The sequence below is a fragment of the Paraburkholderia sp. BR10954 genome, assembly GCF_040965775.1.
GTDB lineage: Bacteria > Pseudomonadota > Gammaproteobacteria > Burkholderiales > Burkholderiaceae > Paraburkholderia > Paraburkholderia youngii.
Genome location: NZ_JBFRCK010000005.1, coordinates 204251 through 224199, shown reverse-complemented (window position 1 = coordinate 224199; position 19949 = coordinate 204251). Strand labels below are relative to the sequence as shown.

The 19949-nt window shown below is 65.6% G+C and carries 18 protein-coding genes; 6 read left to right on the top strand and 12 right to left on the bottom strand.

Translation table 11 applies throughout. The features are described from left to right. Positions 1–24 precede the first annotated feature (24 nt). From AB4Y34_RS10335 to AB4Y34_RS10320, 4 genes are all read right to left on the bottom strand, one after another. Entirely contained in the window at positions 25–1002 is a 978-nt protein-coding gene (locus AB4Y34_RS10335) for a 2-dehydropantoate 2-reductase (RefSeq protein WP_368715959.1), read from the bottom strand. 156 nt (positions 1003–1158) lie between these two features. After that, on the bottom strand, positions 1159–1779 hold the full coding sequence (locus AB4Y34_RS10330) for a LysE family translocator (protein WP_176107662.1): 621 nt from the start codon (positions 1777–1779) through the stop codon (positions 1159–1161). Between the two features lie 108 nt (positions 1780–1887). Further along, positions 1888–2469, bottom strand: coding sequence for a hypothetical protein (locus AB4Y34_RS10325; RefSeq protein WP_176120709.1), 582 nt, complete (start codon positions 2467–2469; stop codon positions 1888–1890). A gap of 177 nt (positions 2470–2646) precedes the next feature. Next, positions 2647–3288 carry a YigZ family protein gene (locus tag AB4Y34_RS10320; protein ID WP_368715958.1) on the bottom strand — a complete coding sequence of 214 codons (642 nt, stop codon included), beginning with the start codon at positions 3286–3288 and terminating at the stop codon, positions 2647–2649. Between the two features lie 114 nt (positions 3289–3402). Between AB4Y34_RS10320 and AB4Y34_RS10315 the strand changes: the two genes are divergently transcribed. Next, positions 3403–4029 carry a LysE family translocator gene (locus AB4Y34_RS10315; RefSeq protein ID WP_013091224.1) on the top strand — a complete coding sequence of 209 codons (627 nt, stop codon included), beginning with the start codon at positions 3403–3405 and terminating at the stop codon, positions 4027–4029. A 41-nt stretch (positions 4030–4070) separates the two neighbouring features. Further along, on the top strand, positions 4071–4700 hold the full coding sequence (locus AB4Y34_RS10310; protein WP_176384306.1) for a 2-hydroxychromene-2-carboxylate isomerase: 630 nt from the start codon (positions 4071–4073) through the stop codon (positions 4698–4700). A gap of 16 nt (positions 4701–4716) precedes the next feature. On the opposite strand, the gene AB4Y34_RS10305 is transcribed toward AB4Y34_RS10310, so the two are convergent. Then, positions 4717–4971: a DUF2866 domain-containing protein gene (locus tag AB4Y34_RS10305; protein ID WP_013091226.1), complete on the bottom strand. Its 255-nt coding sequence runs from the start codon at positions 4969–4971 to the stop codon at positions 4717–4719. Positions 4972–5312: 341 nt separating this feature from the next. Here AB4Y34_RS10305 and AB4Y34_RS10300 point away from each other — a divergent pair, with 341 nt between their 5' ends. Next, positions 5313–6428 carry a DUF484 family protein gene (locus AB4Y34_RS10300; RefSeq protein WP_368715957.1) on the top strand — a complete coding sequence of 372 codons (1116 nt, stop codon included), beginning with the start codon at positions 5313–5315 and terminating at the stop codon, positions 6426–6428. 39 nt (positions 6429–6467) lie between these two features. On the opposite strand, the gene AB4Y34_RS10295 is transcribed toward AB4Y34_RS10300, so the two are convergent. Together AB4Y34_RS10295 and AB4Y34_RS10290 are read right to left on the bottom strand one after the other, a co-directional pair. Continuing rightward, complete coding sequence (locus AB4Y34_RS10295; protein ID WP_368715956.1) at positions 6468–8207, bottom strand: peptidoglycan D,D-transpeptidase FtsI family protein; 1740 nt, start codon at positions 8205–8207, stop codon at positions 6468–6470. Between the two features lie 324 nt (positions 8208–8531). Next, the gene (locus AB4Y34_RS10290) at positions 8532–10073 is read right to left on the bottom strand and encodes a methyl-accepting chemotaxis protein (protein WP_176384300.1); all 1542 of its coding nucleotides are present in this window, start codon (positions 10071–10073) and stop codon (positions 8532–8534) included. A gap of 552 nt (positions 10074–10625) precedes the next feature. Between AB4Y34_RS10290 and aepX the strand changes: the two genes are divergently transcribed. The 3 genes from aepX to AB4Y34_RS10275 are packed head-to-tail and all read left to right on the top strand — an operon-like array spanning position 10626 to position 14628. Beyond that, a complete protein-coding gene (gene aepX, locus AB4Y34_RS10285; protein WP_368715955.1) occupies positions 10626–12353 on the top strand; it encodes a phosphoenolpyruvate mutase in 1728 nt (575 codons plus the stop codon). Further along, entirely contained in the window at positions 12350–13537 is a 1188-nt protein-coding gene (gene aepY, locus AB4Y34_RS10280) for a phosphonopyruvate decarboxylase (protein WP_368715954.1), read from the top strand. Before aepX ends, aepY begins: the two co-directional genes overlap by 4 nt. Before the next feature lie 23 nt (positions 13538–13560). Then, positions 13561–14628, top strand: coding sequence for a 2-aminoethylphosphonate aminotransferase (locus AB4Y34_RS10275; RefSeq protein WP_368715953.1), 1068 nt, complete (start codon positions 13561–13563; stop codon positions 14626–14628). 23 nt (positions 14629–14651) lie between these two features. Here AB4Y34_RS10275 and AB4Y34_RS10270 read toward each other — a convergent pair whose 3' ends face one another. The 5 genes from AB4Y34_RS10270 to AB4Y34_RS10250 all read right to left on the bottom strand — a co-directional run bounded on the left by AB4Y34_RS10270 (position 14652) and on the right by AB4Y34_RS10250 (position 19941). Then, positions 14652–14804: a hypothetical protein gene (locus AB4Y34_RS10270; protein WP_008921009.1), complete on the bottom strand. Its 153-nt coding sequence runs from the start codon at positions 14802–14804 to the stop codon at positions 14652–14654. 128 nt (positions 14805–14932) lie between these two features. After that, positions 14933–15640, bottom strand: a complete 708-nt coding sequence (locus tag AB4Y34_RS10265; RefSeq protein ID WP_176384288.1) for a PIG-L family deacetylase — start codon at positions 15638–15640, stop codon at positions 14933–14935. Positions 15641–16003: 363 nt separating this feature from the next. Then, positions 16004–16591, bottom strand: a complete 588-nt coding sequence (locus tag AB4Y34_RS10260; protein WP_368715952.1) for an NTP transferase domain-containing protein — start codon at positions 16589–16591, stop codon at positions 16004–16006. A 138-nt stretch (positions 16592–16729) separates the two neighbouring features. After that, complete coding sequence (locus AB4Y34_RS10255; protein WP_368715951.1) at positions 16730–18943, bottom strand: xanthine dehydrogenase family protein molybdopterin-binding subunit; 2214 nt, start codon at positions 18941–18943, stop codon at positions 16730–16732. Beyond that, the gene (locus AB4Y34_RS10250) at positions 18940–19941 is read right to left on the bottom strand and encodes a xanthine dehydrogenase family protein subunit M (protein ID WP_368715950.1); all 1002 of its coding nucleotides are present in this window, start codon (positions 19939–19941) and stop codon (positions 18940–18942) included. The genes AB4Y34_RS10255 and AB4Y34_RS10250 overlap by 4 nt, the downstream gene beginning before the upstream one ends. Positions 19942–19949: the final 8 nt, after the last annotated feature.

Here is a 19949-nt window from a genome sequence, read left to right as displayed (position 1 = left end):
TGCAAGGCGAAAAGGAGTATCTGGTCAATTACCCTGTAAAGCCATCTTCTCGCGCAATTTGATCAGTGCGAGTACGACGTCGATGGTGGGTGTCGGTTCGGCAACGAGTCGGCCCATTTCCTGCACGACGGTCAGCAAAGGATCGATTTCCATCGGCCTGCGGTTCTCGAGATCGACGAGCGTCGACGTCTTGTGCGCACCGACCGCGCCCGCGCCATCGATACGCCTTTCCACGTCCACACGAAAGTGCACGCCGAACTGTTCCGCGATTCGCTTCGCTTCGAGCATCATCGTGCGTGAAACCGCCCGCGTGCCCGGATCGCTCGTGAGGACATCGAGCGTTGCATGCGTCAATGCGCTAATCGGGTTGAAGCACAGATTGCCCCACAGCTTGAGCCAGATCTCGTCGCGAATGTTGTCGCGAATCGGCGCTTCGAAGCCGGCCGCCTGCATTATCTCGTGCAATTGCTGAATGCGCGGGGTGCGTTCGCCACTCGGTTCGCCGATCGGAAACTTCTTGCCGTACACGTGTTTGATTACCCCCGGTTCGACGATTTCCGCCGCCGGATAGAGTACGCAGCCAATCGCGCGCTCGGGGCCGAGCTTGGTCCACTGCGAACCGTCGGGGTCGACGCTTGCAAGCCGAGTACCGGCAAAGCGTCCGCCATGCTGATAGAAGTACCAATAGGGAATGCCGTTGACGCCGGTAACGATCGCCGTGTGCTTGCCGAGCAGTGGCTGCATCGAATCGACCACGCCGGGCAGCGAATGCGCCTTCAGCGTGACGATGACGACGTCCTGAACGCCGAGTTCGCTTGGGTCTGAAGTACAGCGCACCGGCGCGCTGAATGTTTCGCCATCCATGATGAGGCGCGCGCCGTGCTCACGCATGGCCGCCAGATGCGGGCCGCGCGCAATGAAGCTGACGTCCGCGCCGGCGCGCGCCACTTGCACGCCCATTAAACCGCCAATCGCTCCCGCTCCGAAGATGCAGATCTTCATGATGTCGCTCCGTGACGATGAAAAAGCCGTTCGCCCAATGCCGCATTGCATCACTTCGCGGCCGGTCACGGTTCGAGCATAAGGTGGAGCAACGAAAGCTGATAGTTAAAGTTTCTCCGCCGATGTATTAGCTATTCGTTATGAAAAGGCCTCACCTCAGGCACGCCGAACCAGCAGAAAACTCACGCCTATCGCCGCGAGAAAGCCGCCGCAGCAGCGATTGAACCAGCGGCGGATCTTCGCGCGCATCAGCCACTTGCCGAGATACATACCGGCCCACGAATACAGGGCGATCGCGACCCATTCGAGTACCAGGAAGCTCGCGCCGAGCGCGGCGAATTGCGGCAGTATCGGTTGCGCGACGTCGACGAATTGCGGCAGAAACGCGGTAAAAACCAGAATTGCCTTCGGATTGCCGGCCGCGACGAAGAACTCGTGCCGCGCAATGCGCGTGAGCGCGGCTTCCTGGGGTTGCGATGTATCGATGGCGGGCGCGTCGCTGCGCCACAGCTGGACCGCGAGCCAGATCAGATAAGCGGCGCCCGCGAGTTTGATCGTCAGAAAGATCCACTCGGACGCATGCAGCACGACGGCGAGACCGGTCGCGGCGAGCGCCAGCATCATCGCGAAGGCGAGCAGCCGGCCGCTGCCGCCGACGAATGCCTTGATGAAGCCATGCCGTGCGGCGACGTTGATCGAAAGCAGATTATTGGGCCCGGGTGCGAGGTTGATGGCAAAGCAGGCGGGCAAGAAGAATAGCCAGGCGGTAAGGGACATGACGGCTGCATTCCGAACGGGAGATCACGATGCATCGCGCGGAGGATCGCGCGCGATGCGTTACCGGGATTGTAGCGAAACCGCGCCGCGCTTCCGCCGGCCGCGTGTTCAGTTCACCGCCTTGATAAAGCCAGGGTCGCCGATCAATGTATCGACGCTGAGCTTGACCGTGTCTTCGATCGCGATCGTGTTGCTGGTGAATTTCGGCGACTTCTGCTTCACGGTGCGCGTGGTCGTGTACATGACTTTCTGGGTCGCCGCATCGACGACCACGTAGTGCATCTTCAGCGTCCACAGCGCCGGCGAGCGCTTATCGTCCACCGTGAAGGCTTCGATGCTGCCGCTGAGCACGCGCTTGTTGTCGTCGATACGGAAACCGGCCACTCGCAGACTGTTCGCGACGCCATTGCGCACGACTAGGCTGACCTCGTCCTTCAAGACGAGCCCGGTCATCCCGGTGTTTTCGATGCGGTTCGGGGAGACATGACCGTCGCGCGCGGGCAGATACGCGAAGTCGCTTGCAGGGGCGACGCTGAGCGAGCCCGTGCCGTGGGTCTTCGGGTGCGTCGCGCTGGCGCTGCTGTTCAGGCCGAACCATGACCACGAGCACGCGGACAACAGCGTGGGCAGCAGGACGGCGCCGCAGCCCTTGAGCACGACGGATCTCAACGGCGAACGCGCAGCAGCCATGCGGGAGAAAGCGGCGGTCGAAGTCAGAGGAGTTGCCCTTTTAAGTGGAGTCAGCCCGGTGAAGAACAGCATGGTAGCAGCGAACCTTGCGTCTGGCTGGCTAGCCCGGCCATCATAACGGGCCGCAATAGCGATGGACATCGGGACAACGCCCGAAGGGCGTTCGACCGCAGCCGCTCAGAAAAAGCCCGCCTTTCCCTGCGTGATATCGGTCAACGTTGTCTTGGCGCCGTCGAGCGCATTGGCGGGCACGCGCATCGTCATCTTCACCAGCATGCCGTAGGTGCTGTCCACCAGTGCATAGCCTTCGGCGTCCATCCAACGACGGACTTTGGCTTCGTCGGCATAACTGACTTCGACGCCCAGCGAAACCTGGGCAATCCTCTCGACGCGCGGCGCGTCGAGCAGCGCGGACGCGATCGCATCGGTGTACGCGCGCACCAGACCGCCCGCGCCGAGCTTCACACCGCCGTAATAGCGCACGACGGCCGCGAGCACGCCATCCAGATCGTGATGCCGCAGCACTTCGAGAATCGGCCGACCGGCGGTGCCGGACGGTTCGCCGTCGTCGGACATGCCGGATTGGCCGCCCGCGAGCAGCGCCCAGCACACATGCGTCGCGGCCGGATGTTCGTCGCGCAGACGCTGCAATTCGGCCATCGCGGCATCGCGATCGGCGACCGGGAGCGCATACGCGATGAAGCGGCTCTTGCGAATCTCGAGTTCCGCGCTCAGCGGCGCGGGCAGGGTATAGGTGGGCAAGGCGGAAACGTCGGTGGATGAAAGAAAGCACGCGGTACGCGCCGCGATGTCCAACATGGTAACGGATCGTCCACGCGAGCGAGGCGCCGAGGGCAGGTTAGCGGGTTCGACTACAATGGTCCGCTGAACGCGCGCCCATCAGTTCGATGCTGCGCATCGCGAGGAGACGACATGCTCGACCTATCCACGTTGGGGACTTTCGTTGCCGTCGTGCTCGGGCTCTTTCTGATTCCTGGCCCGGCCGTGCTGCTAGTTTTGACGCGCACCATGCACGGTGGACGCAAGGCCGGCATTCTGACCGGTCTCGGCATCGCAGCCGGCGATTTCGTGCACACGCTGGGCGCCGCCGTTGGCCTGTCCGCGCTGCTGATGACGTCCGCGCTCGCGTTCAATGCGGTGAAATTCGTCGGTGCCGCGTATCTCGTCTATCTGGGCATTCGCGCGTTGCGCGAAAAGCAGGCGAGTGCGCATCTGCCGGTCGTCGCGCCGGTGTCGGGTTCGAAGGCGTTCTTGCAGGCGATTCCCGCCGAAGTGCTGAACCCGAAGACCGCGCTGTTTTTTCTCGCGTTTCTGCCGCAATTCGTACGCCCCGAGCATGGCTCGACGTTCCTGCAGTTCGCGACGCTCGGGCTGATTTTCGTTGCCATGAGCGCGCTTTACACGACGCTGATCGTCCTGACGATGCGGCCATTGGGCAAACTCGTGAAGCGTTTGACGTGGTTGACGCGCTGGCAGAACAAGCTCATCGGCGTACTGTTCATTTCGCTCGGCCTGCGCGTGGCGGTGCAAACACGCTGAGTGTCGATGCGCGACTGGCACGCGCGATTCAGGAGACCGCGATGAATGAAGGCTCAACCTCGACGGCGCGCGCGATCGAGTTCTGGTTCGACTTCGGCAGCAACTACAGCTATCTGAGCATGATGCGGGTCGAAGCGTTGGCGGCCGCGCGCAACGTGACGATCGTCTGGCGGCCGTTTCTGCTCGGCCCGGTATTTCGCCAGCTTGGGTTCGAGAACTCGCCCTTCGTATTGCAGAAAGAAAAAGGCGCATACGTGTGGAAAGACATGGAGCGTCAATGCCGCAAATACGGCCTTGCGCTCACGCGTCCCAGCACGTTTCCGCGCGCGGCGCTTCTCGCGATGCGCATCGCGCTGCTGGGTGCGAACGAGCCGTGGATCGGCGCCTGGTGCCGCCAGATCATGCAGTTGAATTTCGTCGGCGACCGCGACATCGGCTCGATCGACGTCGTCAGCGAAGCGCTCGACTCACTTGGCTTACCCGTGCAGAGCATGATCGACGCCGCGCAAAGCGACGCGAACAAGCTCCGTTTGCGCGAGCAGACCGAACGGGCCATCAGCAAGGGCATCTTCGGGGCGCCGACGTTTTTTGTCGGCGGCGAGATGTTCTGGGGAAACGACAGGCTGGAGGACGCGTTGGACTACTGCGACACGATCGCGGCGCGCCAATGAACGTCGAGCGGAGCGCTCAATCAGCCTGCTGACAGAAGCGCCGGCCCGGTACATGAGAGACCACAGCCTGGGCGATTTCGAGTGGAGTACTTTCGGCGGGAACGACGCGGCGGCTCGATTCGGGCTCGTGCTTCATCGTCCATTCGACGAGCCGGTATGAACGGCCCCAGGGCTGTTGCAGCGGATCGGAGACCTTGCAGGAATGAATCTGGCGAGTCCATTGATGGCCGGGCATAGCACGCAGGTGTTCGACTACCATCTCTTCAACCATGATTTACCTCCTTCTTGTGCGCGGGACCATTCTCGGCCGCGTTTTCGGCACCCTTCAAGAAAAAACGCCGCCGATGTTCTGGCGGCTCAACAGGGGATGAAGTACATACTTGCAGCGAACAATTAAGCGAAACTTAAGAACCGCAATCATTACGCAAACGGATCTCGCAGCGTGTAAGCGAGTGCAAACGAATGCAAGCGAGCGTTGACAACGGTGGGCGCGCACGCCGGCATGCCGGCCGACGCGTCGCGAGCCTGCCCTCAAGACCCCGGCGGATCGGCCGTTATCAGTAGAGTTGGGGCGTCGACCCCGTTCGCCTTCAGGGCCGCCTTGCCGATATCGTGACGAAACCCGCCCAAACGCCGCTTTCCGAGCGCCTTCGCTCGCTCGTCGACACCGTGCAGCACAACGAGCGCACGTTGCGGCGCTTCCAGAACGTCGAGTTGCATTTGATCGGCGCGCAGGATTTCGCGTCGTTTCTCGATACCTTGTTCAGCCATCTGCCGCGCGAGTTCGCTCTCGCGAACGTGGTGCTGTGGCTCGACGACCGCGCGCCGATGCTGCTCGAACTGCTCGAGCCGGGCAACCTGCAAGCGCTCGGTCATGCGCAGCTGAAGACCTCGCGCGAGGGTGGTCTCATCGCGCGGTCTTTGTGCGAGCACGATCGGCCGTGGCTCGGCCGCCCTGGCGAGCTCGACGGCGACGCGCGCCGCGCGTTCTTCGGCGCCGTGCCGGCCCAAGTGCCGGCCAGCGCGATCCTGCTGCCGCTCGCCGCGGGCAAGAACGTCAGCGGCTATCTATGCCTCGGCAGCGACGACCCCGCGCGCTTCGGCGCGGGCATGGCCACCGACATCCTGGAGCGCTTCGCAAGCATCGTCACCGCGAGTCTCGACAACGTCGCGCATCGCGAGCGGCTCAAGCAACTCGGCATGACCGATGCGCTGACCGGCCTCGCGAATCGCCGCTATTTCGACGAGCGGCTGCGCGAGGAGTTGATGCGCGCGGTCCGTTATCGCGCGCCGGTCGCGTGTCTGTTCATCGATATCGACGGTTTCAAACGCATCAACGATAGCCACGGCCATCAGATCGGCGACCGCGCGCTCGCGGCGGTGGCGGCCTGCGTGCGACAGCAGGTGCGGCTTGGCGACACCGTCGCGCGCTATGGCGGCGAGGAGTTCGCCGCGCTGCTGCAAGGCGATCGCAGCGACGCGCTGACCGTCGCCGAGCGCGTGCGGCGGGCAGTCGAGAATCTCGACGTGCGCGACGAGCGCGGCGAGCGCATTGCGTTGTCGGTGTCGATCGGCGTGGCCGCGCGCGTGGTCGCGGGCAGCCCGGCCGACGCGATGTCGCTCGGTCAGGCGATGATGGACGAGGCCGATCGCGCGATGTATCAGGCCAAGCGCAACGGCCGCAATCGCATCGAGGCGCACGCCGATGCGCTCGATGAACAGGGCTGATCGAGCGGCATTAACACCGACAACAACGCTAACTGCGCATCACACTCCGGCCGCATCCGGCGGCACCCCGAGCAGCTGCAATGCGCCGCCCATCACACCGCTGAACACCGGTCCGGCGACCGTACCGCCATAGAACGCCTTGCCGGCCGGGTCGTCGATCATCACGGCGACGATCAGGTGCGGATCGCTCATCGGCGCCATACCGACGAACAGCGCGCGATAGCGATTCGGCGCGTAGCCCGCGCCGATCTGCTTGCGCGCGGTGCCGGTCTTGCCGCCGACGCGATAACCCGCCACGCTCGCGGCGCGTCCGGTGCCGCCATCGCCCGTTGCCATTTCGAGCATGTTGCGGATCGCGCGCGCGGTGCCGGGCGTCGTGACCGGTTGGCTGCGAGCGGCGAACGGCGTCGGCTCGTCCGCATCTCGCGGCTCGCGCAGCAGGCTCACGCGCCGCAGCGTGCCGTCGCCGGCATAGGCGGTGTAGACCTGCGCGATTTGCAGCAGCGATACGGACAGCCCGTAGCCATACGCCATCGTGGCCTGCTCGATCGGGCGCCAGCGGCCATATGGCCGCAGCTTGCCGGCGGCCACGCCGGGGAATGGCAGCTCGGGCTTCATGCCGAGCCCGTATTGCTGGTACTTGGTCCAGATCGTTTCGGCCGGCAGGTTCAGCGCGAGTTTCGCGAGCGCGATATTGCTCGACTTCTGCACCGCCTCGGCGACCGTCATCGCGCCGTGATTCGACGTGTCGTGAATCACGGCCGGGCCGATCCGATACCAGCCTGGCGCGGTATCGATGATGCTTTGCGGCCGCACCTTGCCTTCGTCGATCGATAGCGCGACGACGAGCGGCTTGATCGTCGAGCCCGGCTCGAACGTGTCGATCACCGCGCGGTTGCGCAGTTGCCGGCCGGACAGGTGCGTGCGGTCGTTCGGATCGAAGCTCGGGTAGTTGGCGAGCGCGAGGATCTCGCCGTTGCGTGCATCGAGCACGACCACGCTGCCCGCTTCGGCGCGGTGCTCCGCGATCGCGGCTTTGAGTTGCGTATACGCGAGTTGCTGGATGCGCCGGTCGATCGTCAGCTGGATCGTCGCGCCGTTGCGTGCGGGCACGAGCGGCCGCGTCTCCGAGATCACGCGGCCGAGCCGGTCGCGAATCACCTCGCGCTGGCCCGGCACACCTTGCAACTGCGCGTTGGCGGCGAGCTCGACGCCTTCCTGGCCGTTGTCCTCGATGTCGGTAAAGCCGACCACGTGCGCGGCCGACTCGCCCTCGGGATAAAAGCGTTTGGTGTCGGCGACCTTCGTGATGCCGGCGAGCCCGAGTCGGGACAGATGCTCGGCGGTGTCGGCATCGAGCTGGCGCTTGAGCAGGACGAAGCTGCGCTCGCCGTTCAGACGCCTGCGCAGTTCCTCGGGCGGCAGATCGAGCAGCCTGGCGAGCGGCGCGAACGCGCTTTCGTCGACGAGCTTCGGCGTGGCCCAGATTTCGTACGTCGCGAGACTGACCGCGAGCATCGAACCATTGCGATCGACGATCCGGCCGCGCGTCGCGTCGAGTTCGAGCAGGCGCTGATAGCGCTTCTGCCCCTGGTCGACGTAGAAGTCCTGATTCACGACCTGCACCCAGAACGCACGGGCGGCGAGCGTCGCGAACGCGGCGAACACGAGCAGCACGATGAACTTCGAGCGCCACGCCGGCAGCCGCGCATCGAGCAGCGGGTTCTTCGCGGCTAACGCATAGGGATCGGGTGACGGAGGTTTTTTCTGGCGGATCATGGCGGCGGGCAGCGGACGTTACGTACCTTCGATTGAACAGGGCCGCCAAAACCACGTGGCCTGGCGGTAAGGACTTTCGCTGGGCCGAGTGTAAACAGAACGTAATTAAAATGCGAGGAATGTGAAAGACGAAGTGTTTGTCTTCGAGCAACCGCTAGCCGAGCCGAAGCTCAAAAACGAAAAGCCGCGCGGACTTGCAAAATCCGCGCGGCTGATTCGTTCGATTGATGCGTCGACTCCGACGCGGCGTGTTGATGAGGCGCTCCCTGCCTGTGGAGCGCCTTCTTTTTATGCGGCGCCCGTCGCGGGCGCGGCGCAGAAGCGTCAAGCCGGCAACGCGAAACTCGCAATCGCGTCGCGCAACACGCCGACCTGGTCCTTGAGCGAATGCGCGGCGGCCGCGGCCTCTTCGACCAGTGCCGCATTCTGCTGCGTGACCTGGTCCATCTCGCCGACCGCGCGATTGACCTGCTCGATGCCCGCGCTCTGCTCGCGCGACGCGTGGCTGATCTCTTCGAGAATCTCGTTGACGCGCCGCACCGACTGCACGATCTCGCCCATCGTCGCGCCCGCGTTGGCGACCAGCGACGCGCCGGTCTCGACGGTATCGGTCGAGGTTTCGATCAGCGCCTTGATCTCCTTGGCGGCCGTCGCCGAGCGCTGCGCGAGGCTGCGCACTTCGGCCGCGACCACCGCGAAGCCGCGGCCCTGTTCGCCGGCGCGGGCCGCCTCGACGGCCGCGTTCAGCGCGAGGATATTGGTCTGGAACGCAATGCCGTCGATCACGCCGATGATGTCGCCGATCTGCCGCGAGCTTGCGGTAATCTCGCCCATCGTGCGCACCACGTCGTCGACGACGCGGCTGCCGCGCGTCGCGACGTTCGCGGCGTCGCTCGCGAGTTGCGCGGCCTGGCTCGCGCTGTCCGCGTTCTGCTTCACGTTGACCGTCATCTGATCCATGCTCGACGCAGTTTGCACGAGCGCGGCCGCCTGCTCCTCGGTGCGCTGCGACAGGTCGGTGTTGCCCGCGGCGATTTCGTTCGCGCCGACGTTGATGTTCTCGGTGCCCTGGCGCACGCGCGAGACCGTGTCGACGAGTCCCGCCTGCATCGTGCGCAGCGCATGCAGCAGGCTGCTGTTGTCGTGCGGCGCGATCGGCACCGGCGTCGCGAGATTGCCTTGCGCCATCAGCCGCGCATGCTTGACCGCCGCTTCGAGTTCGCCGCCGAGCGAGCGGCGGATGCTGCGCAGCACGATGAGCATCACGACCGTGGAGAGCGCGCCGAGTGCGACCGTGATCGCCAGCCAGCGCAGCAGGTTGCGGTAGAACGCGCTTTGCACGTCGTCCATATACATGCCGGTCACGAGGTACCAGTCCCAAGGCGCGAAGTGCATCGAGTAGCTGGTCTTCGCAACGGGCTGTTCGCTGCCCGGTTTGGCCCACAGATAGTCGACGAAGCCGCCGCCGTCGTGATTGCCTGCGTTGACGATATCCACGAACAGATGATTGCCGGCCGGATCGGCGAACTGTGCGAGGTTCTTGCCGATCAGTTCGGGCTTGAACGGATGCATCAGCATGACCGGCTGAGAGTCGTTGATGGACAGGTAGCCGTCCTTGCCGTAGCGCATCGCGCCGAGCGTCGCGAGCGCCTGTTTTTTCGCGTCGTCCTCGGACAGCGCATGCTGCTGCGCGAGCGCGTAGTAATGGGCGGTGACGTGGTTGGCCTCTTCGATCAGCGAGCGCAATTGCTCGCGTCGGTCCGAGATCATCGACGCGCGGTTCTGCCACGCGCCGAACGCGCCGATCAGGATCAGGCCAATCCACAGCACGGCGATCATCGACGTCAGTTTTCGGTTCAGAGTCATAGCGAGGGGAATGGGATTTCTGGCCTTAGGGTCTAGTGGTTCGCGGTCGGATGCCGCTCGCTGTGTTAACGGCGGGAAATCGAGTTGGTCGAGGCAGGGGAAACCCGCTGTTTTGCATCGCCATTCATCTGATTAATAAGCGGATTTTATTAACACTTTTAGTGGCGCTCGTGCGCGCTCATTTTGAAAAAGACAATTGCGCAATATCCGGGAATCTGAATTAACCGGCGTTTTTTGGTAAAGCGAAGCGATTGAAAAATGCGCACGAAAATCGACATAAAACGGGCAGCACGAAGTGCCGGACAACCTGCCGAGCCAAACCCAGCAAGGTTCGCATCAACATTCCACAAAACGCCAATCCAATTGCAAAAATCCCATTAAATGACGGCGTATGCAAAAAACGACACATTTTTCCACTTAAGTGCAACCACGAAAAATCGCTGCGGCATTCCAAAAGACTCGCCATAAAAAATTCCGCTATAGTCGCCCTTTTCCGATTGCCAGCCGGGCATAGAAGAACGGCAATCCGCCCGCCACCAGGAGTCCCGAAGAATGAATGCACGCGAACCCGCTTTCGTTTCCCAGTCCCGCAGTGCGCGCCTGCGCCAGATGCTCGTCAGCAGTGAACTCGAATTCATGATGGAGGCGCATAACGGCCTGTCCGCGCGCATCGTTCGCGAAGCCGGGTTCAAGGCGATCTGGGGCTCGGGCCTCGCGATCTCCGCGCAGTTCGGCGTGCGCGACAACAACGAGGCGAGCTGGACGCAGGTGGTCGATACGCTGGAATTCATGGCCGACGCGAGCGATCTGCCGATCCTGCTCGACGGCGACACCGGCTACGGCAACTTCAACAACGTGCGCCGCCTCGTGCGCAAGCTCGAACAGCGCGGCATCGCCGGCGTGTGCATCGAGGACAAGCAGTTTCCGAAGACCAACAGCTTCATTAATGGCGAGGCGCAGCCACTTGCCGATATCGACGAATTCTGCGGCAAGATCAAGGCCGGCAAGGACTCGCAGAACGACGAGCATTTCTCGATCGTCGCGCGCGTCGAGGCGCTGATCGCGGGCTGGGGCATGGACGAAGCGCTGCGCCGCGCGGAAGCGTATCGACGGGCAGGCGCCGATGCGATCCTGATTCACAGCAAGCTGTCGCGCCCCGACGAGATTCTCGAATTCGCGCGCGAATGGGCCGGTCGCGCGCCGCTCGTGATCGTGCCGACCAAGTACTACAGCACGCCGACCGAGGTGTTCCGCGAAGCGGGCATCAGCACCGTGATCTGGGCGAACCATCTGATCCGCGCGGCGACCTCGGCGATGCAGGCGGTCGCGAAGGAAATCCATGCGAGCGAGACGCTCGTCAATGTCGAGGACGGCATCGCGGCGGTCAACGAAATCTTTCGTTTGCAGGACGCCGACGAATATTCGGAGGCCGAAGACCGCTATCTGTCGGGCGGCCGCGCGGCCGGCTCGGCCGTCGTGCTCGCCGCGAGCCGCGGCAAGGGCCTTGAAGCGTTGACCGGGGAGCGTCCGAAGGTGATGCTGCCGATCGCCGGCAAACCGCTGCTGCGCTGGCTCGTCGACGCGTTCAAGAAGCAGGGCGTCAACGACATCACCGTGGTCGGCGGCTATCGCGCCGACGCGATCGATACCGCGGGCATTCGCCTCGTCGTGAACGAGCAGCACGCGCAGACCGGCGAGCTCGCGTCGCTCGCATGCGCACTCGATAAACTGAGCGGCGACACCGTCATTTCGTACGGCGACCTGCTGTTTCGCAGCTACATCCTGCGCGATCTGGTGGAAAGCGAGGCCGCCTTCAGCGTGGTCGTCGATTCGTCGCTGACCGATACGGAGAACGCGAGCGTGCGCGATTTCGCGTGGTGCTCGGCCGCCGACGATCGCGGTCTGTTCGGCAACAAGGTCGTGCTGCGGCATGTCGCGAGCGGGCGGGAGCAGCCGTCGGCGGCGAGCGCCGCGCAAGTGCCGCATGGCCGCTGGGTGGGGTTGCTGAACGTGCGCGGCGCGGGTCTTGAACGCCTGCAAGCGGTGATGCGCGAGTTGCGGACGCGCGACGATTTCGCGTCGCTCGACATGCCCGCGCTGCTGAACGCGCTGATCGAAGCGGGCGAGTCGATCGAGGTGCAATACGTGCACGGCCACTGGCGCGGCGTCAACGATCTCGACGATTTCCGCCGCGCGGGCGACTTCGCGCACGCGCAGGCTCCGTTCGCGACGGCCGTCGGCGGCGCAACGGCGAACGATGCACACGGAGGCGCGCAATGATCGAAGCAGCACAGTTCGTCGAGGCGGCGCGCGAGCGCGGTTTCGACTGGTATGCGGGCGTGCCGTGCTCGTATCTGACGCCGTTCATCAACTACGTGCTGCAGGACGAATCGCTGCACTACGTGTCGGCGGCCAACGAGGGCGACGCGGTCGCGTTGATCGCGGGCGTCGCGCTCGGCGCGAAGAACGGCCGGCGTGGCATCACGATGATGCAGAACTCCGGGCTCGGCAATGCGGTCAGCCCGCTGACCTCGCTGACCTGGACTTTCCGCCTGCCGCAACTGCTGATCGTCACGTGGCGCGGCCAGCCGGGGGTTGCCGACGAGCCGCAACACGCGCTGATGGGCCCGATCACGCCGGCGATCCTCGACACAATGGAAATTCCGTGGGAGACGTTCCCGACCGAGGCCGCCGCGATCGGCCCGGCGCTCGATCGCGCGATCGCGCATATGGACGCCACCGGCCGTCCGTACGCGCTCGTGATGCAGAAGGGCAGCGTCGCACCGTATGAACTGAAGGACGGCGGCGCGCTCGCGCGGCGCACGCCGGTCGAGCCTCGTGCGCAGTTCCGCGCGCAGTTCCGCGCGCAGTTCCGCGATATCGCCGCGAACGAACTCGCAACGCGCCACGACGCGCTGCAAAAGGTCATCGCGCATACGCCGCTCGACTCGACGGTGGTACTCGCGTCGACCGGTTTTTGCGGCCGCGAACTCTATGCGATCGACGATCGCGCGAACCAGCTATACATGGTCGGCTCGATGGGCTGCGTGACGCCGTTCGCGCTCGGCCTCGCGCTCGCGCGCCCGGACCTGCGCGTGGTCGCGCTCGACGGCGACGGCGCCGCGCTGATGCGCATGGGCGTGTTCGCGACGCTCGGCGCGTACGGACCGTCGAACCTCACGCACGTACTGCTCGATAACGGCGCGCACGATTCGACCGGCGGCCAGGCGACAGTGTCGCGGCAAGTGTCGTTCGCGGGTGTCGCGGCCGCGTGCGGTTACGCGTCGGCGGTCGAGAGCGACGATCCGGCAGTCATCGACGAACTGTTCGCCGCGCCGCCGCTTGACGGGCCGCGCTTCGCACGCCTGACGATCCGCCGCGGCACGCCCGACGGCCTGCCGCGCCCGACCATTACGCCGCCCGATGTGAAGACACGCCTGATGCGCCACATCGGCGCGATCTGAACCCTATGCCAACAGGAGCGCTAATGCTGCTGCTCAATCCCGGCCCGGTGACGCTCACCGAACGTGTCCGCAACAGCCTGTTGCAGACGGACTTGTGCCATCGCGAGAGCGAATTTTTCGACCTGCAGGAAGAGGCGCGCACGCGTCTCGTCGACGTGTACGGGCTCGATCCGAACCAATGGCAGGCAGTGCTGATGACCGGTTCCGGCACGGCCGCCGTCGAAAGCATGACGGCCGCGCTGGTGCCGCAAAACGGCAAGCTGCTCGTCGTCGAAAACGGCGTGTATGGCGAGCGCATCGCGCAGATCGCCGCGCAATACGGCATCGCGCACGAAGCGCTGAAGCACGACTGGATGGCCGCGCCCGATCTCGCGAAGATCGCCGAACGGCTCGACGCCGACAAGTCGTTCACGCACGTCGCGGTGATTCATCACGAAACGACCACGGGCCGTCTGAACGACATCGCGGCGCTCGGCGCATTGTGCCGCGAGCGCGGCCTGCGTCTGCTGGTGGACGGTGTCAGCAGCTTCGGCGCCGAAGCGATCGATTTTGCGGACGCGAGCCTCGACGCGCTCGCGGCGACCGCCAACAAGTGCCTGCATGGCGTGCCGGGCGCGTCGTTCGTACTGGTGCGGCGTGCGGCGCTCGCACGCGCGGCGAGCCGCACGTACTACCTCGATCTGGCGCGGCTCGCGCGTTTGCAGGATCAGCGCAACACGCCGTTTACGCCGTCGGTACACGCGTACTACGCGCTGGTCGAGGCGCTGCGTGAACTCGCCGACGAAGGCGGCTGGCGCGCGCGTCATGCGCGCTATGCGGCGCTTGCCGAGCAGGTGCGCGCGGGCCTGGCCGCGCGCGGCATCGGCAGTGTGTTGCCGGCTCAGGAGTCGTCGGTGGTGTTGCGCGCGTACCGCTTGCCCAACGGTATCGCGTATCCGCAACTGCACGACGCGTTGAAGGCGCGCGGCTTCGTGATCTATGCGGGGCAGGGCGGCCTGTCGGCGGAGCTGTTCCGCATCTCGACGATGGGCAACATTCACGCGGCCGATATCGACCGCCTGCTGCAGGGCTTCAGCGACTTGACAGGCTGACGCTGCGTCGAGCGCGGCTCCCTTTACACCGGGTCCTTGTCCGGCGGCCCGTCAGGCCGCTGCGGCTCCTCGACATGATGCCCCGGCGACGGCGGCACCAGCGGGTCGGCTTCCGGGTCGCGGTTCGGATCGGCGTTCGGGTCGGGAATCGGGCTGGTGTGCATGTCGTAGCTCATTGCGTCACCCTTGCGGTTGAAATGCGCGGGTCGGCGTGGGCGGTTGTTACCGTCGATGCCCGCCGCCGCGTTGGTTATCTGTCTTCAAGCGTAGGCGCTCGCCGCGCTTCCTGCTCGCTCCATTTTTCCTATTTTCTCGCGCGTTTGCGGCCGACGCTGAGCTGCCAGTAGCGCTCGGTCGCGAACACGTCTTCGTAATTGCCGGGGCCGAACGCCCGCAACTGGCTCGCGTACGCGTTGACCGCTTCGCGCTTCAGATGCGCGCGGCGCTGCATGTCGATCGTGTGGCCCGCGCTCGGCGTTGCCGGCGTCGCGACGATGCCGCGCTGCGCGAGATCGGCGAGCCGCGCCTGCACCGCGCCCGGCGTGAGCCGGTGAATCGCTTCCTCGTAACCGAACCAGTCCAGATGCGTGAGGCGCGGCAGAATTTCGCAGCACGCTTCGAATACCCGCGCATGATCCTCGTGATGCAGGCCGAGCGGCATCAGCAGCGTGTTCGCGGTCGTGCGGTAAATCGTTTCCTCCAGCGCCGCCGCCATCTGGCTGATCGACGGCGAGTCGGCGTACTGGCTGTCGCGAAACGGCATGCGCAGCGGAATGGCATCGAGCACTTCGAGCGCGCGGTTGTCTTCGACCGTGCGTTCGCGGACCGCTTCATGAGCGTTCGCGAAGCCCGCTTTCTGGTCCCACTCCGTGTGCATGTCGTGTTCGGGCGGCGCTGCGAACACGGTGCAGACGGCGGCGTCGGGATGGGCGGCGAGCAAGGCGCCGCAACTGAACACGGCGTCGTCGAAATGGGGCGAGACGATGAAAAGGCGTGGAGTGGTTTCGCTCATGGGCTTGCGTCTGGGGGTTCGAGGCGGGGCGGATGAGGCGTCAAGGCCGTCGGTCGTCAAGGCGCCGCATGTGAAAAAAACATGGCGTCACCTCAGCTTAGGCGTAATCGGCACGGCTTGCGCGCGAAACTTGCAGCGCGCAAATCGCGTGCCTGGAAGGCCGCGGATCGAGCGCTCAATCTGTCCATCCAGCGACGGTCGCGGCTTTTCGGCTCGTCGCGCGTCGCTGTCGTGGCCCTGGGAGCGCACGTGTTTGGTGTAGTTCGCGAATTCTCCGAACACTGTCCGCCAGATCAGCAAAAGCAGTACGCAGAACAAAACGCCTCAGCAGCCAGTCGCGGCCAGGCTGAGATTGGCCGCCTGCTAGAGCGTGCGCAAATCGTCCGGCGTATCCACGTCGCGCAGAATGCCGGGATCGTCGACGTCGATGCGCGTCAGCGCTCGTGACCTGAGCAGCGCCTTCGCGCCGGTGTCGCCGTCCAGCGCGAGCAGCGCGTCGCGGCACTCGCTGCCGAAGCCGACCGGATGGCCGCGCTGGCCGTCGTAGAACGGCGCGACGAGCGGCGCGCCGTTGTCGAGTGCGCGGGCTACCGCTTCGATCGTCGGAATTGCGATGCGCGGCATATCGGCGAGTGCGACGATCCAGCCTTCGGCGTCGTCGCACGCTTCGATGCCGGCGGCGAGGCTCGCGCCCATGCCGCGCTCGGCGTTGGCCGCGAACACGACATCACAGCCGGCATCGTTCAGCACGCGGGCGAGCGCATCGGAGCCCGGCCGCACCACGGCGAGCACCCGCGTGACGACCTGCAGCAGCCGATGCGCGGCTTCATGCGCGACCAGGGTGCCGTCGGGCATGCGTGCGAGCAGTTTGTTGTGCAGCCCGCGCGGATCGAAGCGCGAGCCGGAACCGGCGGCGAGCAACACGCCAGTGGCGAGCGAGGCATAGGCCATCGGCGGATACCGGTAGAGAGGAGTGCCCCGATTGTGCGATGCAACGGGGCGGGAGGCAAGCGCGGCAGGACAAGCCCGATGCCAGCCGCGCGCCGCTCCGGCTTTCGCAGTTGCATCGTTTCCGTCGCTGCCGCCAGTTCAGGTCCGCACCACCTTGTCCAGCGTGATCGGCAGATCGCGCACCCGCACGCCGGTCGCGTTGTACACCGCGTTCGCGATCGCGGCCACCACGGCCGTGATGCCGATCTCGCCGATCCCGCGCACGCCGAGCGAGTTGATGTACGGATCGGGCCGGTCGATGAACGCAATGTCGATCGTGCCGATATCGGCGTTTACCGGCACGTGATACTCGGCGAGGTTCGCGTTGGTGAAGCGTCCGAAGCGCTCATCGAGCGTGCTTTCTTCCTGCATCGCCGCGCCGATGCCCCACACGATGCCGCCCATCATCTGGCTGCGCGCGGTCTTCTGATTCAGCACGCGGCCGACGTCGTACACCGCGACCACGCGCGGCACGCGGATCGTGCCCAACTCGGCATCGACGTGGACTTCGACGAACACCGCGCCGAACGAGTGAAACGAGTACTTCTGCTTCTCGTCGCCTGGCTTCACGGTGGCGGTCGCCTCGATCGGCTTGCCGCCCGCGCGCGCGATGATCGCCGCGGCCGGATCACGCTTGTCGGGTTGCGAGCGGCTCACGACCCAGCCGCTTGCGACGGTGACGTCGTCGAGCGGCAAGCCATGCACGGGCGAGGCCGCATCGGCGAGCGCCAGCGCGATCAGTTGGCTGCGCGCCTGGCTCGCCGCGTCGCGCACCGCGGGCGACACGCTGGCCGCCGACTGCGAGCCGCCCGACACCGGCGCGCGCGGCAGCGACGAATCACCGAGCGCGAAGTGGATCTGCTCGGGCGTGAAGCCGAGCGCATCGGCGGCGACCTGGGTCATCACCGTGTAGGTGCCGGTGCCGATGTCCTGCGTGCCCGAGGCGACCACCGCGGTGCCGTCCGGCAGAATCTGCGCGAGCGCCGACGCCTCGCTGCGGTTGGCCGGATAGGTCGCAGTCGCCATGCCCATGCCGATCAGCGTATTGCCGTTGCGCGTCGAACGTGGCGTGTGCGAGCGGCGCGACCAGCCGAACTTCTCGGCGCCGATCTGATAGCACTCGCGCAGCGACTTGCCCGACCACGGCTTGTGCTCCTGCGGATCGCTGTCCGCGTAGTTCTTCAGGCGCAGCGCGAGCGGGTCCATCTTCAGCGCGACCGCGAGTTCGTCCATCGCCGATTCGAGCGCGAACGAGCCGGTGGTCTCGCCCGGCGCGCGCATGAAGGTCGGCGTGCCGACATTGAGCTGCACGAGCCGGTGCGTCGTCACCTGGTTGGGCACCGCGTACAGCATGCGCGTGACCATGCAGCAGGTCTCGGTCCAGTCTTCGATCATCGACGTGTTCGAGATGCTGTCGTGGCGCATCGCGGTCAGCGTGCCGTCATGCCGCGCGGCGATCACGAAGTGCTGCTCGGTGCGCGGCCGCGCGCCGACCGGGCCGAACATCTGCGGCCGTTCGAGCGCGAGCCGCACGGGCCGCCCGGTTTGCCGCGCGGCCATCGCGCACAGCGACACGTGCGACCACGACGAGCCCTTGCAGCCGAAGCCGCCGCCGATCAGCGGCGAAATCACGCGCACGTCGGACACGGGGATCGCGAACGTCTTCGCGAGCACCTGCGCGGTGCCGCTCACGCCCTGGGTCGAGTCGTAGACCGTCAACTGCGGGCCGTCCCAGTGCGCCATCGTCGCGTGCGGCTCCATCGGGTTGTGATGCTCGATCGGCGTCGTGTAGGTGGCCTCGATATGCACGTCGCCGTTTTGCATGCCGTCTTCGAAGCTGCCGCGCTGCGTATCGGTCTGCCGGCCCTGCGGCTTGTCCGGCGCATGCGCGTGCGCTTTCGCCTGCTCGAAGTCGAGCGCCGCGGTGCCCGGCTGATAGACGATGCGCAGCTGGCGCGCGGCATCGGTCGCATGTTCGAGCGTATCGGCGACGACCACCGCGACCGGCTCGTTGCTGTAGTGCACCTGGTTGTCTTGCAGCAGCGACAGGTGCCGGCCGGCCGGAGGCGAGAACGCGGACTTGCCTCCGTTCGGCAGACGCGGCGCGTTCTGGTAGGTCATCACGAGCAGCACGCCGGGCACGGCCTCGGCGCGACTCGCATCGATCGACGAAATCGTGCCGGCCGGGATCGTGCTCGTCACGAGCACCCCATGCGCGAGGCGCGCCCCGGGGAATTCGGCTGCATAACGCGCGTCGCCGGTCACCTTCAGCAGACCGTCGACACGATCGAGCGGTTGTCCGATCAGATTCATGCGACACCTCCCGCGTTGCCGGCGGCCTGGTTGACCGCGCGCACGATCGCGCGCTGCGCGAGCTGGACCTTGAAGGCATTGTCGTGACGCGGCTGCGCGCCGCTCAACGCGGCCGCGGCGGCGTTCTTCAGCGTGGCCTGGTCGAGCGGCTGGCCGCTCAGCATGTGTTCGGCCACGTTCGCGCGCCACGGTTTGTGCGCGACGCCGCCGAGCGCGATGCGCGCGCTCTGCACGCGCTCGCCGTCCATCTGCAACGCGGCCGCGACCGATACGAGCGCGAATGCATAGCTCGCGCGGTCACGCACCTTCAGATAGTGCGAATGCGCGCTGAACAGCGGCGGCGGCAGATCGACCGCGGTGATCAGCTCGCCGGGCTGCAACGTGGTATCGACGTCGGGCCGGTCGCCCGGCAGCCGATGGAAGTCGGCGAACGCGATGGTGCGCTCTCCGCTGGGGCCGCTCACGCGCACCAGCGCATCGAGCGCGGCCAGCGCGACGCTCATGTCCGATGGGTTGACTGCGATGCATTGCGGGCTCGCGCCGAGGATCGCGTGCGCGCGGTTATGGCCGTCGAGCGCCGCGCAGCCGCTGCCGGGGATGCGCTTGTTGCAATGCGTAAAAGCGGTGTCGTAGAAGTAGCCGCAGCGGGTGCGTTGCAGCAGATTGCCGCCGACCGTCGCCATGTTGCGCAATTGCGGCGACGCGCCCGCGAGCAGCGCTTGCGACAGCAGCGGGTACTGCTCGCGCACCAGCGCGTGATTGGCCGCGTCGCTATTGCGCACCAGCGCGCCGATGCGCAGGCCGCCGCCGGGCAGCGTCGTCACCGAGTCGAGGCCGCCGATGTGCGTGATATCGATGAGCCGCACCGGCCGCGCGACGCCGCCCTTCATCAGATCGAGCAGATTCGTGCCGCCGCCGATGAACACCGCGCCGGGCTGTTGCGCGGCGCGTACCGCGCTGGCGACGTCGCTGGCGCGTTCGTAGGAGATCGCATCCATGTCGGTCT